The sequence below is a fragment of the Levilactobacillus suantsaii genome (assembly GCF_014069315.1).
GTDB classification, from domain to species: Bacteria; Bacillota; Bacilli; order Lactobacillales; family Lactobacillaceae; genus Levilactobacillus; species Levilactobacillus suantsaii.
This window is the reverse complement of sequence record NZ_CP059603.1, coordinates 2,446,310-2,462,987: the sequence shown is the minus strand read 5'-3', so window position 1 is coordinate 2,462,987 and position 16,678 is coordinate 2,446,310. Positions and strand designations below refer to the sequence as shown.

General features: G+C 47.2%; 13 protein-coding genes. 9 read left to right on the top strand and 4 right to left on the bottom strand.

Annotated features, from left to right (window positions below; genetic code table 11):
• The first annotated feature begins 15 nt into the window (after positions 1–15).
• The 9 genes from H3M12_RS11660 (at position 16) to H3M12_RS11620 (ending at position 11,441) form a co-directional block, all read left to right on the top strand.
• Positions 16–1,716 carry an FAD-dependent oxidoreductase gene (locus H3M12_RS11660; protein ID WP_129033181.1) on the top strand — a complete coding sequence of 567 codons (1,701 nt, stop codon included), beginning with the start codon at positions 16–18 and terminating at the stop codon, positions 1,714–1,716.
• A 112-nt stretch (positions 1,717–1,828) separates the two neighbouring features.
• Positions 1,829–3,598: a DNA helicase RecQ gene (gene recQ / locus H3M12_RS11655; RefSeq protein ID WP_182150733.1), complete on the top strand. Its 1,770-nt coding sequence runs from the start codon at positions 1,829–1,831 to the stop codon at positions 3,596–3,598.
• 377 nt (positions 3,599–3,975) lie between these two features.
• Positions 3,976–5,427, top strand: coding sequence for an alpha-N-arabinofuranosidase (locus H3M12_RS11650; protein ID WP_129033179.1), 1,452 nt, complete (start codon positions 3,976–3,978; stop codon positions 5,425–5,427).
• Positions 5,428–5,461: 34 nt separating this feature from the next.
• Positions 5,462–6,568, top strand: coding sequence for an ABC transporter ATP-binding protein (locus H3M12_RS11645; RefSeq protein ID WP_129033178.1), 1,107 nt, complete (start codon positions 5,462–5,464; stop codon positions 6,566–6,568).
• 22 nt (positions 6,569–6,590) lie between these two features.
• Entirely contained in the window at positions 6,591–7,865 is a 1,275-nt protein-coding gene (locus H3M12_RS11640) for an extracellular solute-binding protein (RefSeq protein ID WP_182150732.1), read from the top strand.
• Positions 7,866–7,978: 113 nt separating this feature from the next.
• A complete protein-coding gene (locus H3M12_RS11635) occupies positions 7,979–8,893 on the top strand; it encodes a carbohydrate ABC transporter permease (RefSeq protein ID WP_129033176.1) in 915 nt (304 codons plus the stop codon).
• Between the two features lie 16 nt (positions 8,894–8,909).
• On the top strand, positions 8,910–9,734 hold the full coding sequence (locus tag H3M12_RS11630) for a carbohydrate ABC transporter permease (protein ID WP_129033175.1): 825 nt from the start codon (positions 8,910–8,912) through the stop codon (positions 9,732–9,734).
• 6 nt (positions 9,735–9,740) lie between these two features.
• Positions 9,741–10,352, top strand: coding sequence for a hypothetical protein (locus H3M12_RS11625; protein WP_129033174.1), 612 nt, complete (start codon positions 9,741–9,743; stop codon positions 10,350–10,352).
• Between the two features lie 186 nt (positions 10,353–10,538).
• Entirely contained in the window at positions 10,539–11,441 is a 903-nt protein-coding gene (locus tag H3M12_RS11620; RefSeq protein WP_129033173.1) for an ArsR/SmtB family transcription factor, read from the top strand.
• A gap of 39 nt (positions 11,442–11,480) precedes the next feature.
• Here the strand turns inward: H3M12_RS11620 and H3M12_RS11615 are convergent, their stop codons facing one another.
• From H3M12_RS11615 to H3M12_RS11600, 4 genes are all read right to left on the bottom strand, one after another.
• Positions 11,481–12,479, bottom strand: a complete 999-nt coding sequence (locus tag H3M12_RS11615) for an IS30 family transposase (RefSeq protein ID WP_182150575.1) — start codon at positions 12,477–12,479, stop codon at positions 11,481–11,483.
• A gap of 185 nt (positions 12,480–12,664) precedes the next feature.
• Positions 12,665–14,155 carry an arabinosylfuranosidase ArfA gene (gene arfA / locus H3M12_RS11610; RefSeq protein WP_129031411.1) on the bottom strand — a complete coding sequence of 497 codons (1,491 nt, stop codon included), beginning with the start codon at positions 14,153–14,155 and terminating at the stop codon, positions 12,665–12,667.
• Between the two features lie 99 nt (positions 14,156–14,254).
• Positions 14,255–15,538, bottom strand: coding sequence for an oligosaccharide MFS transporter (locus H3M12_RS11605; RefSeq protein WP_129031410.1), 1,284 nt, complete (start codon positions 15,536–15,538; stop codon positions 14,255–14,257).
• Positions 15,539–15,585: 47 nt separating this feature from the next.
• Positions 15,586–16,566 carry a glycoside hydrolase family 43 protein gene (locus H3M12_RS11600; RefSeq protein WP_129031409.1) on the bottom strand — a complete coding sequence of 327 codons (981 nt, stop codon included), beginning with the start codon at positions 16,564–16,566 and terminating at the stop codon, positions 15,586–15,588.
• Positions 16,567–16,678: the final 112 nt, after the last annotated feature.

Sequence of the window (16,678 nt, the reverse complement as noted above, 5' to 3'; positions counted from 1 at the left end):
AAGGAGCGATGAGTAATGGGAAAGAAAATTGTGATTGTGGGTGGTGTTGCTGGTGGGGCCTCGGTGGCGGCACGGGCGCGCCGATTAGATGAAACGGCTGAAATTACGATGTATGAACGGGGACCGTACGTGTCGTTTTCGAACTGTTCGTTACCGTACTACCTCTCACGGACTGTGGCTGACGCAACAGATTTGGTGATGATGTCACCAGGACAATTCAAGGCTCAATATAACGTCGACGCCGTGGTCAACCATGAGGTAACGGCCATTGACCCGGTTAACCGAACGGTGCACGTTAAAAATCGGGTTACCGGAAAAACGCAAACAACTGCTTACGACGATCTTTTCTTAGCCCCCGGGGCGACCCCGTTACGACCACAAAATTTACGGGGCAGTGACCAGGGACATGTCTTTACGTTGCGCACGGTTCCTGATGTCACGCATTTTGATGATTACTTAACGACTCAGAAAGTGCGCGACGTGGCGATTGTAGGTGCCGGTGCTATTGGCTTGGAAGTCACTGAAAATCTGACCCGGGCCGGCTATCATGTCACCCTGGTTGATCAAAAGAATCAGGCCTTAGCAGGGATGCTGGATAGTGATCTCGCTCAGTTGGTGCATAAGCAACTGCTGGACCACCACGTGGATTTACAGCTAGGCCAAGCAGTTAGTCAAATTACAACGACTACGGTAGACCTAGCAGATGGCACACAGATTCCGGCCCAAGCCGTTCTTTTGGCGTTAGGTGTTCAGCCCAACACAACTCTGGCCGCAAAGGCGGGTGCCAAGTTGGGGACGACCGGTGCGATTCAGGTCAATCAGCACTACCAGACTAGTTTACCGCATGTCTATGCTATTGGGGATGCTGTAGAACTCACCAGTGCATTGACACATCAGCCAACGCAATTAACGTTGGCATTGCCAGCTCAAATGGCGGCTCGCCGGGCTGTTGATCACGTTTACGGTCGGCCAGTACGGACCCGCGGGGTATTGGGCTCCCAGTTAGTTCCGGTCTTTGAATTGGAAGCTGCCGCGACGGGATTGACGGAAGCAGCGGCAAAGGCGGCGCACTTAGCTGTTCGCAGTGCATTGGTCATTCCAAGCGATAAAGTCGATTTACTTCCCAATGCTCACCATCTATATTTGAAGGTGTTGTTTGCGCCCATGACTGGCACGGTGTTAGGTGCCCAAGGTATCGGCAAGACTATTGACCGGCAAATCGACGTGATTGCGACGGTGATGGCTCAACACGGGACCGTTGAAGATCTGGCTGACTTAGAATTGGCTTACCAGCCGACGGTCAGTCCAGCAAAGAATGCGGTGGTCGTGGCTGGCTTAGTTGCCACAAATCTGCTCAACGACGAATATCACCAGGTCGATGTGCGCCAAGTTCCGGAATTAGTGGCCCATGATGCGTTGATTATCGATGTCCGAGAACCCGGTGAATTTGCCAACGGGCACGTCAAAGGGGCTCGTAATATTCCGATGAGCCAATTCCGGCAACGGCTGGCCGAGATTCCCCATAACCAGCCAGTCTATCTCCACTGTGCGACGGGAAAACGCAGTTATAACGTGACCCGGGCATTGCAAAATTTGGGTTACACCAACGTTTTCAATATTGCGGGATCGTTCAATGCCATTTGTGAAACTACCTATTTTCAGGACGTGACCACCCAGCGGACGCCCATCGTGACGGCTTACCATTTCGATTTATAAATCAACGCGTTATAGGAAGAGAAAGGGTGGGCTTGATTGACTGGTGGTTGTCCTCAGTAGCGATTGCCGGTAAAATAGATTCACTGATTACAATAAAGGAGCGCTTTTTAGGATGGATTTAGCGGCGGCCCAAGGGGTCTTGAAGACAACTTTTGGATACGATGATTTTCGGCCAGGACAACGGGCAGTGCTGACCCACGTTTTTGCGGGGGACAACACGTTAGCCATCATGCCTACGGGGGGTGGAAAATCACTGTGTTATCAAATCCCGGCATTGTTGTTTGACGGTATCACGGTGGTGGTCTCACCTCTGATTTCCTTGATGAAGGACCAAGTCGACGCGCTCAATGATGGTGGCGTCCCGGCAACTTACATCAACAGTAGCCTGGATTGGCCCGCCATCCAAGATCGGTTAGCGGCGTTACATCGAGGAGATTACAAACTCCTTTACGTCGCTCCAGAACGGTTGGAGTCAACGGCTTTTTTACAGGCGTTGGGCCAACTTCCCGTTGATTTATTGGCGGTGGATGAAGCCCATTGTATTTCTCAATGGGGGCATGATTTCCGGCCCAGTTATTTGGCGTTAAGTACGGTTATCCAACAATTGCCAACCCACCCACAAGTTTTGGCATTGACGGCCACCGCGACGGAACAGGTTGCGACAGATATTTGTCAACAACTTGGGATTGCGGCTGATAATGAGGTCAACACGGGATTTGAACGTAATAACCTTAATTTGACCGTGGTCAAAAATCAGGATACGGACCGCTACGTTCTGGATTATTTGCACGTCAATGCTGATGCGGACGGGATTATTTATGCCAGTACGCGTAAGGAAGTCGATCGGTTGACCGCCTTACTGAGTAAACGCAAGATTAAGGTCGCCAAGTATCATGCGGGACTTACAGATGAGGTGCGCCGGCAAAACCAGGAAGACTTTTTGTACGACCGGGTGCAAGTGATGGTGGCGACCAACGCCTTTGGCATGGGAATCGATAAGAGCAACGTTCGGTTTGTGATTCACGCACAGGTTCCAGGAACGCTTGAGGCGTACTATCAAGAGGCGGGGCGGGCCGGTCGAGACGGCTTGCCGAGTGAGGCCATCTTGCTTTACCGTGCCCAGGACCTCCAGATTCAACATTTCTTCATTGACCAGTCAGAAATGGATGAGGTGCATAAGCAGCGGGCCTACCAGAAACTACAGGTTATGAGTCAGTACGCCAATACGCAGGGGTGTTTACAGCAATTTATTTTGGCTTATTTCGGGGAGCAGTCCCAACCTTGTGGCCGGTGTAGTAATTGTCAAGATGACCGTGAAGCCCAGGACGTCACGACCGATACGCAAAAGGTTTTATCTTGTGTGATTCGGTTGCGTTCCCGCTATGGTAAGGGCATCGTCGCCCAAGTTTTGACGGGCGCTAAGAACAAACGGATCTTGGACCAACAACTCGATCAGCTGCCGACGTACGGCATTATGAAAAATCAACGCCAGAAGAGTGTCGGTGAACTTATTGATTTCTTGACGGCTACCGGTTATTTGCAAAGCGTGGGTGGCCAGTACCCCACATTGCAAGTTACCCAACTAGGAATTAGAGTCCTCAAGGGCGAGCAGACAGTCTACCGAAAGATGGCTCGGCAAGCACAACGATTGACGCCTGAAGACGATGCCATGTTTGATCAGTTGCGGACGTTACGGCGTGATTTAGCAGAACAACAGCATGTCCCGCCATTCGTCATTTTCTCTGACCGGGCGTTACATGATATGTGTACGATTCTCCCGCAGACGGCTCCAGAGTTTTTAACCGTTCGCGGGGTTGGGCAAAGTAAGCTGGAGAAGTATGGGGAAGCCTTTATGGCGGTAATACGGGAGATTAATCATTAATAAGGCTATTTAGTTAGATAAGCCGACGGTTTGATGGATAAGATTCATTAAGCCGCCGGTTTAATTTAGCCCAAATTAACAGCAAAAGATATTGATACTTTTTTCACAATAAAGGCTACTTTAACCCTATTTTTGATTTATCCAGATGATTTTTAGTTAAACGATTTATTAGGATAATGGTAAGTCCAGATAATAACATATATGTTCATAATAGCTGCAAATTAGTAAATTTAAGCGTAAATACAATCATGTATAGGTTTATATAAGCCGATAAATATCTTAAAAGTAATCAAAATGCTATTGACGAGTGATTATGTAAGCGCTATCATAAACATTGTTAAAAGAATTACTAAATGAGTTATTGAAGGAGGGATAGTATGAAGATTAATCTTCAAGCCGATCCAGGAACGCCCGTTAAATTAAGCAAGTATTTGCAAGGCCAATTTTCGGAACATCTTGGTCGAGGCATTTACGGCGGTCTCTGGGTCGGCAAAGACAGTGATATTCCCAACGTCAATGGGTTACGGTCCGATGTGATTGATGCGTTGAAGCGGCTCCACGTACCAGTACTTCGATGGCCTGGCGGGTGCTTCGCCGATGAGTATCACTGGCGGGACGGTATCGGTGACCCGGCCAAACGCCGTAAGATTGTGAATAACAATTGGGGTGGGACCACGGAAGATAATTCCTTTGGGACCCATGAATTCTTCGAGCTTTGTCGGCAATTAGGTACCGAAGCCTATATTAATTGTAACGTTGGCAGTGGGACGGTTCAAGAAATGGCGGATTGGGTCGAGTACATGACCGCGTCCGGTGAATCGACCATGGCTGAACTACGTGCACAAAACGGGCACCCGGAACCGTGGGCCGTGAAATTCTTAGGCATTGGTAACGAAACTTGGGGTGGTGGCGGCAACATGCGACCCGAGTACTATGCCGATGTTTATCGTCAATTTCAGACTTTCGTCCGGCAATACGGGCAACATCCAATTTATAAAATTGCGTGTGGCCCCAACATCGATGATTTCAATTGGACGAACGTCCTGATGGCGAACGCGGGGCCGTACATGGATGGGCTTAGTTTACACCACTATGCATTAACTGATTTGTGGGAGCATAAGGGTGATGCCATCGACTTTACCGATGATGAATGGCGATCCTTACTTAACAGTGCTAAGAAGATGGACTACCTAATTCATGAACATTCGGTACGCATGAATCGGTATGACCCCGAACACCGAGTTGACTTGATTGTCGATGAATGGGGCTCATGGTTCAAGGAACAAGCTGGGACGAATCCCGCCTTTCTTTATCAGCAGAATACGTTGCGAGATGCGATGGTAGCAGCGACGACTTTAAACATATTCAACAAACACGCGGAACGGGTCCACATGGCCAACATCGCACAGATGGTGAACGTGTTACAGTCAATGGTCTTAACCGATGACGACAAAATGTTGTTGACCCCAACCTACTTTGTCTTTCTAATGTATCGGTTCCACCAAGGTGCCCAACGATTAGCAGCGTATAACAGTCAGGGAAGCGACGTCAGCTACACGATTTCCGAAAAGGATGGTGAGGATATCTTATCGTTCTGCAACACCAGTCTGACAGCCAATGATTCAGTTGAAATCAACTTTCCAGCGGACCTGGGTGACGTGACCTATGCACAAATTCTGCATGAGGAGCAGGCTAATGCGCACAACACGTTTGAGGACCCAGACCGTGTCCAACTTAAGTCCTTTGATCAGGTACAAGTCCAAGGGCGGACGGTTTATTGCCAGTTACCAAATATGAGTGTTGTGACGGTGAAGATTCAGAAGAAGTAAGTCATATTAGTTTAAAGCGAAAAGGTGGTCAGACATGTCAAGTGTATCGCTGGAACACATTTATAAAAAATACGACGGTAGTGACGAATACAGTGTGACCGACTTCAACCTGGAAGTTAAAGATAAGGAATTCATCGTCTTCGTTGGGCCTTCCGGTTGTGGAAAGTCTACGACGTTGCGGATGATTTCAGGGTTGGAGGAAATTACGAAAGGGACCTTGAAGATTAATGGCGAGGTAGCCAACACCAAGGCCCCGAAAGACCGAGACATCGCGATGGTCTTTCAAAACTACGCGCTTTACCCCCATATGACGGTGTACCAAAACATGGCCTTTGGGTTGAAGATGCGGAAGTACGATAAAGATCAGATTGATAAGCGGGTAAAGCACGCGGCGACCATTTTGGGGTTGACCGAATTCCTGCCCAAGCGTCCCAGTGCTTTGTCCGGTGGGCAACGGCAACGGGTCGCCTTAGGACGGGCAATTGTCCGTGATGCGCCAATCTTCTTGATGGACGAACCACTGTCTAACTTGGATGCCAAGTTGCGGGTCTCCATGCGGACCGAAATTGCCCGGTTACACCGTTCGTTGGATACGACGACGATTTATGTCACTCATGACCAGACAGAGGCCATGACGATGGCGGACCGTATCGTAGTCATGAAGGACGGCGCGGTTCAGCAAATTGGGACACCTGCCGAAGTATACGATAACCCAGTCAACGTCTTTGTTGGTGGCTTTATTGGAGCTCCGCCAATGAATTTCTTTACTTTGGATTTTGACGGTAAATATTTAACGGATAAAAAGAATGGAATTCAGCTATTATTACGGACAGAACAAGCCCGGAAGTTAATCCAGAGAGGTTACGAAGGGAAGTCAATCATTCTAGGAATTCGTCCGGAAAATATTCGTGTGGATAAAGAATTCGTGGTGGCACATCCAGATACGACCATCAACGGTGAAATTGTGGTTTCGGAATTATTAGGGAATGAATCACAACTTTACTGCAAGGTAAACGATAAGAACTATATTGCTAAAGTTAATGCCCGTGATCATGAGGAGCCGGGCACTAAAAAGGTTGCCAGTTTTGATTTAGATAGGGTTCATTTCTTCGATCCAGAGACTGAATTAGTCCTTAAATAACTCAAAGGGGAGAAACAATATTATGAAAACACATAGTTGGAAAAAGTTGTCCGTTTTAGCAATAGCCGTATTGGCAGCGCTTTCCTTGACCGAATGTGGGAACAGCAATAAGAGTTCCAGCGGTAGTTCTTCGAAGACGACCACCATTACTTTTTGGAATGGGTTTACGGCCTCTGACGGGACAAACTTAAAGAAAATCGTGGCAGACTATAACAAGACAAATAAAGACCACGTTAAGGTCAAGATGGACCAAATGAGTTGGGATAACTTCAACGAAAAGTTACCAACGGCCATCACGGCAAAAAAGGCACCTGACTTTGTAGCGATGAATTATGGTGACATGGCGGGTTATGTACATAACGGTACCATGAAAGACATGTCGAATTTCTACAACTACAAGGGCGTTGATAAGTCTAACTTTGAAAAATCAGCGGTTAACATGGGGAAGATTAATGGCAAGTCCTACTTCATCCCAATGCAAGTTCAAGGAAACTATCTGTACTGGAACAAGGATCTTTACAAGAAGGCTGGCATCAACCCTAACAGTAAAGTTAAGACGATTGCCCAGTACATGAATTACGCTAAGCGCATTAAAGCCTTAGGTAACGGTGTTCAGGGGACTTACTGGTCTGACTTTGCGCAATGGTCACTGGTTTACGGTGGGTCAATTCTAAACAAGTCGGAAACGAAGTCGACCATCAACAACGCGGCTAACCGGAAAGTGCTGAATCAATTCCGTCAAATGATGTACGTTGAAAATTTAGGGAACCCAAGTACCCAAGGGGTTGCCGTTGATAACCTAATGTTTGCCGGTAAGTTAGGTTTGGAAGTCAGTGGTCCATGGCTGAACGAAGGGATGATCAAGAACAAGATCAATTATGGGGTTACACAGTTCCCAACCTTGGAAAAGAATGGGAAGAAGCAAGCTTGGTTAGCCGGGGTTGGTTTTGGGATTCCATCCAGTACTGATGACAGTAAGACCAAAGCTATTTACTCCTTCGTGAAGTACTGGAACTCCAAGAAGATCAGTAAGCGTTGGAGCCAAGAAAACAAGTGTGCGCCATATCTGAAGGACGTTGCGGCTGATAAACAAATTAAGAATGATCCAGTTATTTCTGAATTGGCTAAGCAAACCAGTTATTCTAAGGTTATGTGGTCTGGTAATGTTCACGCATCTGACATTACAAATAATGTTATTACCCCAATGTGCAACAAGGTTGTGACGGGGAGTGATGTTAATACACAATTGAAGCTGGCTGATAAGAAGATCAATAAGATCCTGAAAGATAATAATTAGTTCGCCATAATCCTAGTAATTAGGGTTAAACGACCGATTTTATACACTGATGCCAACGAATGGTTATCAGTGTATAAAATTATACCGAACATTTTGGGAGGGAAGTTGTTATTATGGAAAATACATCCAGATGGTCCCGGATAAAGACGTACTGGAATCAGCCCAAACACGTCGGTTATCTCTTCATCCTACCGTCATTAATTGCCCTACTGATTTTTGCGTTTATTCCAGTAGTTATTGGACTCGGGATGAGTTTCTTCGACGTCAACATTTTCTTCAATGGTACGAAATTCGTTGGGCTACAAAATTTTGTTCATTTCTTTTCGGACACGCGGGCGGTTAACTCAATCTGGCACACAGTTTACTTTACCGTGCTAGAAACACCCGTTCAAATCTTAGTTGGGGTCCTGTGCGCGGCAGCCCTAGCTCGAAATACCCGGTTCAACCGGTTCTGCCGGTCAACCTTCTATATCCCAGTTGTGTGTTCCTTAACTGCGATTGGGTTAGTCTTCAACATGTTGCTTGATCCGAACATTGGCCTTTTCCCTCATTTATTGAAGGAAATTGGGATGACGTCACCGGATTTCTTCGGTGATGCTCACTGGGCCATGCCAACGATTGCTTTTCTGACTGTTTGGAAGAGTTTCGGGGTCACGATGATCATCATGTTGACGGCCGTTCAGGCCATTTCGCCGAGTCTTTACGAATCGGCTGAAATGGATGGCGCGAGTCGGATGCAACAATTCTTCCATGTTACGATTCCACAATGTGTGCCCGCTTTAGGGTTCTGCGTGTTGACGAATTTAACGGGTTCCATGCAGGTCTTTGACCAAATCTTCGTCACGACCGGTGGGGGACCAAACTTTAAAACCGAATCTACGGTGCAGTACATCTATAATCGTGGGTTTGCGGCACCTTATGAACTAGGCTACGCCTCGACGGTTGCGACGGTTCTGTTTGTCATCATCGCGATTCTAGCGGTCGGGTCGAACCTGTACATGACGCATAAAGAAAACCAAATGAGATAGGAGGGGAATCAGTCTTATGAAACGAACAAATAAACATTCGGTTCTATCGAATATTTTACTGATTATCGTGTTGATTTCGGTTGTTTTCCCATTCCTGTGGGTACTGGTTAGTTCCTTTAAGAACGAAGCGGATATCATCAACTATCCACCGAAGATGTTTGCCGGGCATTACACGCTGGCAAATTATGTCGACATTTGGAAAACTATCCCGATGACGCGTTACATCATCAATACCATGATTTACGCGGTGGGGGTCTGCGTTATCTCCATCACATTGGATTCGTTTTCGGGTTATGCCTTAGCGCGGATGCGATTCCGTGGCCGGACGTTCTTCTACTACGTGGTCATGGTTACCATGTTCATCCCGTTTGCCATTACCATGATTCCACTGTTTATGGAATTAAGTGAGTTTGGGATGATCAACACTTATCCCGGGTTAATCATACCGCATGCGACGACGGCCTTTGGGATCTTCATGATGCGTTCCTTCTTCGTGGGGCTCCCGGAAGACTTAGCCGAAGCGGCGCGGCTGGACGGCCTGAATGAATTTCAGATTTACTTCCGGATTATGTTACCGTTGGCGAAGCCCCAGTTGATCACGCTGGCCATCTTTAGTTTGATGGGCAGTTGGAACGACCTGCTGTACCCAATGTTAATGACCACGGACCAGAGTATGCGGACGTTAGCCGCTGGGTTAGCCTTAATTGGTGGCCAACACATTACCTACTATGGGCCAGTGATGGCGGGGACCATTATCTCCATGCTGCCACTGTTTATCATTTACATGTTCGCCCAGAAGTACTTTATCCAAGGTTCAGCTATGTCAGGAATGAAGGAATAAACCATGATGAAATACTCAGATGGCCCAATTGCAACGTCACTTGCAGTTTTATGGGATTACGTTGTCTTGGCGGCAATGTTGATCGTTGTCAGTTTACCAATCGTCACGTTCGGGTGTACCTTTCACGCGACCTTGCGGGTTGTGAACGATTTTCGGGTCACCGGGCATGGTGCTGCCGTTAGTTCGCTATTCTTTAAATACTTACGTGAACAATGGCTTTGGTACACCGTTACCTTCATCATTGGGGCGTTATCGGTGACTACCAGTCTAATCAACCTCAAGACACTTGCGTCATCCAGCTTGGTCAACACTTTGCTGGGAAGTGTGATGTTGATCTTGGCCGTACTGGTCACTGGAATTTGGTTCTGTATTCAGGTGATTGGGGTTTACGAACGTGTTAAACCCATTAAATCTTTGAAAACAGCGCTGGTGTTCTTTATCTTAAATTTACCCAAGAATTTAGGGGTATTCGTGCTAACTAGCGCTCTGTGCTACATTTTAGCGGTTTTACCGTTGAGTTTTCCGGTCGTTTTAATCGTACTGGATATCGTTTGGACCCGCTATTTAGGGACCGCCAAACGGTACAGCCAACGGGCCCAGCAAATTGTGGCGCAGTAGTCATGAGCTTTTAAACCTAGTTGATGGTATTATAAGTTCAAAGTGGTAGATATAGATAAAGACCAAAAACGAGACTAGGTGATTTATTTTCGGTATTTATCGGGAGTGAAGCACCTAGTTTTATTGGTCTTCAAATGAAAACACACCGTGGATGCGGCATAAAATGATGGCAGGGGGATTTTTACAATGGACGTGGATATTACTGAAAAATCAATTCCAGTGTTTACAGCGCTGGATAGCCCGGTGCGGCTAAAAATTATTAATTTGTTATCTAAAAACAAGATGAACGTTAAAGAAATTTCGCAGGCGTTGCATTTAAGTAGCACGATCACTATCATGCATTTAAATAAACTGGAAGCAGCGAACATCATCCACACCGAAAAACAGGGGACCCGGCGAATCTCTAGCTTACGGGTGGATAATATCAACGTTAGTTTTCCCAAGCAGCTTTACGTGCCGTACGACTTCAAGGAGATCGAGGTCCCCGTAGGTCAGTATACGGAGTATGACGTGAAACCATCTTGTGGTCTCGCCGGCCAACACGGCTTCATTGGAAAAGTCGATAATCCGAAATACTTTATGACGCCCGACCGGGATAAGGCGGGAATGGTGTGGTTTTCTAAGGGGTACGTCGAGTACCAGATTCCTAATTTTATTGAAGACCAACAACACGTTGAAATGATTGAGATTTCGTTGGAGTTAGGTTCAGAATTTCCCTTTTCGAATAACAATTGGAAATCGGATCTCTTCTTAACCCTCAATGGCAAAGAAATCGGCTACTGGGAAAGTCCCGGTGATTTTTCCGATACGCGGGGGCGGTTGACCCCCAGTTGGGTCTACGATGATATGAACCAGTATGGTATCTTGAAACTCTTTCGAGTCTCCAAGCACGGGTCATTTATCGATGGCCACTACGCGAGTGATACGTTAATCTCTGACTTGGATCTGTCGGGGGATTCTTGGACGCTGCGCATCGGGGTCAAACCCAATGCCAATTACGTTGGCGGGTGCACCATCTTTGGCCGGCAATTCGGGAATCATGATCAGGGCATCAAATGCAAGATTTATTACAGTAGCGAAGATGACTAGAGTACTTGCAATGAGTGCTCATCTGAGAGTGACGAATTGTCAAATCAAGTGTAACTTTTTACCGAAGAAAACTTCAGATGGTGTCTTCCAGCCTAAGACCTTACGGGGGCGATTATTTAAATTCCTGACAAACTTCGCGATATCTTGATCGGTCAGTTCATCAAGGTCAGTTCCTTTGGGAAAATACTCTCGGATGAGACCATTGGTATTTTCGTTGGTCCCACGTTGTTGTGGTGCGTGCGGGTCTGGAAAATAGACTGAGATACCAAGCTCTTTACCGACTTCACGATAACCCGCAAACTCTGTACCTCGGTCTGGTGTAAGCGTACGAACGCGTTTAGGTGTGACTGTATGCAGGAGGTCGATCATCGCTTGGGTCACATTCTTGGCATTCACTTTGGGTACACGCTCAGACAGAAGGTATCGTGACTTACGGTCGACCAGTGACACTAAACCCGAACGCCCGACCTTGCCGCGAACGGTATCGCCTTCCCAATGGCCAAAACGAGTCCGATTCTCACATGAGACTGGTCGTTCATGGACTGATGGGACATTATTAAAACGGCCACGTCGTTCGTTGACAGTTCCTTTAACCTTACGAGTTTTCCCACGATGTCGTAACTTTCGAGCGAATCCTCGAGCCCCATGACTTTTACGTTTAACGCCTAAATTATTTCGTTCAATTCCGCGATAAATCGTGTTGTAGCTGATATGCCAATTACTGGTCTCTAAAGATAAACGACCGGCGATTTGCTCGGGTGACCATTGTCGTTGAAGAATGCAGTGAAGGACAAAGTCGCGTAGCTTTAAATTCTCCAGTACCCTGAGGCGGCGACTCTTTAATCGGCGCTGTTGATAGTTCTGCTGGGCTTTTACGGCGGAATAGGCGCCCCGACCGCCGTTGCGTTTAATTTCTCGTGACACAGTGGCTTTGGAACAACCGATTTGATTGGCAATAACCTGGTAAGTATGGTGTAAAGTTACACCTAACAGTATGCATTCGCGGTCTTTTAAGGTAAGATGTGTATATGGACTCATAGCCTAAGAACTCCTTTAGATGATTGTTATGGTGACTTCATTCTACAGGACTCAGGCTAGGAGTCTATTTTTATTTTCTTACTTGTTGCACTTCAATTGTAAATTCGTCGTCTAAAAAGACCCCCAACCATTAACGGTTGGGGGACTTTTTGACCTAAGGTTGTGGGAGCAAGTGGTTCATGAAACTAAGCGATAACGCTCACGCGGAACATGTTCCAGGAGAGCGGTTCGAGTTGGGTCTTTAAGACGCCGTCGGTCACGTTCACGTGGTCGTGCGGTTGGATCTTCATGGTTTGGTCCTCGTTGGTCTGCTTGATATCGTACCCGCAGAACTGGGTGGCTGCTTCGAGGTGGTCGACGTTGAAGCCATTTAGAGTCGTGGTGAAGTCCATGGCTTGTTCACCCTTATTTTCGGCAAAGATGACCACTTCGTTTTGGTCAGGGTTGTAGACGGCCATGCTGTCCAGGTAAGGAACATCCTTGAAGTCCTTGCTGTCGTAAGTATCAGCGGTTTGTTGTGGGGTCAAAGCGATTCCCCGACCGTACTTGGAGACTTGCATGAAGGGGAAGAAGATGGATTGTAACCAGATGCCTTGCTTGGTCGTCATGATTGGGGCGATGACGTTGACCAGTTGCGCTAAACAAGCAATCTTGACCCGGTCGGCGTGTTTTAATAGGGTGATCAGCATGGTACCAACCATGAGAGCATCTTCGAAATTGTAGTGATCTTCTAGCAAGTGCGGTGCTTGTTGCCACGGCGCGGTTTCATCGTCCTGCTTGTGGGAGTGGTACCAAACGTTCCATTCGTCCAGTGCCAGGTTCAACGTCTTATCGCTGTGCTTACGGGCCTTAACGGCGTCGCAAACGGCAACGATACCACTGATGAATTCGTCGAAGTCCACCGACTTAGCCAGGAAGTTATGCAAATCATTTTCTTCGTTATCATAGTAGCGGTGCAGCGACAGGAAGTCAACATCGTCGTAGGTGTGGTCTAAGACGGTTTCTTCCCAGCTGCCGAACGTGGCCATTTCTCGGGTTGAACTGCCGCTGACCACCAGATCGATATCGGGATCCACTAGGCGCATGACTTTGGCCGTTTCGTGGGCGAGACGACCGTATTCTGCAGCGGTCTTATGACCAATCTGCCAGTCACCATCCATTTCGTTTCCTAAGCACCAAGTCTTGATATTAAAGGGTTCTTTGGCCCCGTTCTTCTTCCGCAGATCACTCCAGTAGGTCCCCCCGGGGAAGTTGCAATACTCAATTAGGTTGCGGGCCGCATCGATGCCCCGACTTCCCAGGTTAACGGCCATGTCCGGCCGAGTTCCGGTTTGTTTGGTCCACTTCATGAACTCGTGCAGACCAAACTGGTTCGTTTCGATACTCCGCCAAGCTAAGTCTAAACGCGTCGGACGCTGGTCTTTGGGACCCACGCTGTCTTCCCAATTGAAGCCGGACACAAAGTTCCCGCCGGGGTAGCGAACCAAGTCAATATTGAGATCTTTAACGGCTTTGACGACGTCTTGTCGGATGCCATCTTTATCCGCTTGTGGACTATCCGGGTCGTATAGGCCCTCATAAACTGCGCGGCCCAGGTGTTCAATTAGAGAACTATAGAGTCGATCGTCAACCTTTGCAATTTGGTTGCTAGGGTCAATCGTTAATTTTCCTTGCATATGATAACCTCCATGTTGATTTAGTAAAAAGAAAGGGGGAAACCATTAGAATTGGTTTCCCCCTTTCAGGTGATTAGTCAACGCCCTAATGAAGCGTTGTTAATCACGGGTGCTAACAGATTCAGATGTTGCAGTTGCGGTCTCAGGAGCTTCGACTTCACCAGCTTGAACAGGGTCTTCTTTCTTGAGCATGAAGGCAGCGAACAAGGTGATGACGAAGACGACAATCCCCATGATAACGTAAGTATGTTGGTAGCCGATAATATCGTACATCTTCCCGGCAACCGAGGAGAAGATGAAGACGGAGACTTGCTTAGCAAAGTTGGACGCCAGTGCGTAAACCGTCGCGTACAGCCGAATGTCGAAGGCACCGGCAATGTACTTCATGATGGACGTTAAGAGCAATGGCATTTCCAGACCAGCTAGCAACCGGAAGCCGACAATCCACATCCAGTTAGGTGACAGTGCGGACCCAAGGATCCGGATACAAGTCAAGAAACCGTAAATAATTAACCCGTTCCGCGAACCAATCTTGTTGATGATCCATGGCATTGGGAACATCAAGCAGAATTCAATGGCCGTTTGGGCGGAACTCATGTAACTGTAAACCAGGGTCCCTTGAGCAGCAGTGTTAAAGAACGTCTTGAAGAAGATGATGAACTGTTGGTCAAAGACGTCGAATAACGCCGAAGCCCCCATGTAGAAGATAGCTAAAACCCAGAGGTTCTTAATTTTGAAGACGGATAAAACCGTTTTCATATCCAGGGAGTTAGAAGTGTCCCCAGCAGCCGAAGCATTATCCATATCAATTTTATCACTAAAAATCAATAAACCGGTTAAAATAACAGCGGCAATGGTACATGCCCAGAAAATGGAATTTGGTTCCCAGAGGAAGACACGACCAGCAACTAAGGAAGCGACAACCCCGGCAACGGAACCACCAACCCGAGAGTGGGCGTATTCGAAGCCGTTAGCCAAACTAGCCCGTTGAACGTATTGTTCAATAACGGAAACACCACCGTTAAGGATGAAACTTAAGAAAATCCCAGTGATGAAGGCGACCAAGAAGGCGTTAATGTGCAGAATTGGCATGAAAACCCATTGGAAGTAAGGTCCAATTAAAATTCCGGCAATAGAAATCGTTAAAATTAAGTCTTTTCTGAAGAGGAGTTTATCGGAAACCACCCCGAAGACGGGTTGGAAGATCAATGAGATCCCTGCCATCATGGAGAAGACGGCCCCGGACTCAGTCCCGTTCAGATGAGCAACTTGTTCTAACCAGAGGGTTAAATAACCGTTAACAACCGCCCAAATGAAGAAGTAACTAAAGTGGGTGATCGGAAACCCCCAAAAGTGTTTCGACTCAGCTTGTGTATTATTCAATTCATTTCTCTCCAATCATTATGAAATGATAATTAGGCATGCCCTGCCTATTGATAATTGTATGGGACGGGCTTACCGAAGTTTGGTGTCCCGTCATCGTTCCAGGTGAATGGTTGTACCATCGTGTGCCGGTTCGGATCATAAAGGGGATCACCCTTGATATCGGTGTAATTCCGGCAGTGGTAAACTAAGATATCCGTTTTGTTGTCTTCCGCTACGGTGAAGGAGTTATGGCCGGGACCGTATTGGTGAATTGGCATATTGCTTTGGAAAACGGGGGTCTTGGATTTGTGCCAATTGCTGGCATCCAAGAGGTCTGCGTTTTCGTCAACGGTTAACATGCCCATGGCGTAGTTTTCGTCGGTAGCGCTTGCAGAATAAGTCAGGAAGAACCGACCGTTCCGGTGTAAGACTGCGGGACCTTCGTTGACCCAAAAAATTTTGGTTTCCCAATCATATTCGGGCTTCGTCAGCATGACGGGCTTAGTCTTGAGCGTCCAAGGGTTTTCCATTTCCGCAATATAGATGTTGGAATTGCCTTTGATAGCGGGGTCCTTTTGCGCCCAAACATAGTAGAGCTTGTCGTGCACTTCAAAGACCGTGGCGTCGAGGGCGAACGTGTCCAGTGGCGTTTTAATCTGACCATGTTCAATCCAGTCAGCTTCATCGCGCATTGGATCTGGATTATCACATTCGATGCAGTACATCCGGTGTTGGAACATACCGTTATGGTCAAATTCCTTGGTGTGGGAAGCAGCGAAGTAGATAAACCACTTGCCGTCAATGTAATGTAGTTCAGGGGCCCAAATCAACTGGCTCATGGCACCGCTTCCATCTGGATGCTTACGCCAGATGGTTCGAGGAGCGGCGTTGGCCAACCCGTTTAAGGTTTTAGCCCGACGAATCTCAATCAAGTTGTAAGCGGGGACCGAAGCGGTAAAGTAGTAATACCCGTCAGAGTGCTTATAGATGTAAGGATCCGCCCGTTGGACGATCAAGGGGTTGGTGTAGTCTGATGCTTGTACCATATATTCATCTCTCCTTTATAAAAATGAAAAAGCTATTTGTAAGGACTTAATAATTTCCGTTTCCAATAAATCCTAATAAATAAGTACAATTGCAATATACGACCGTATGAAA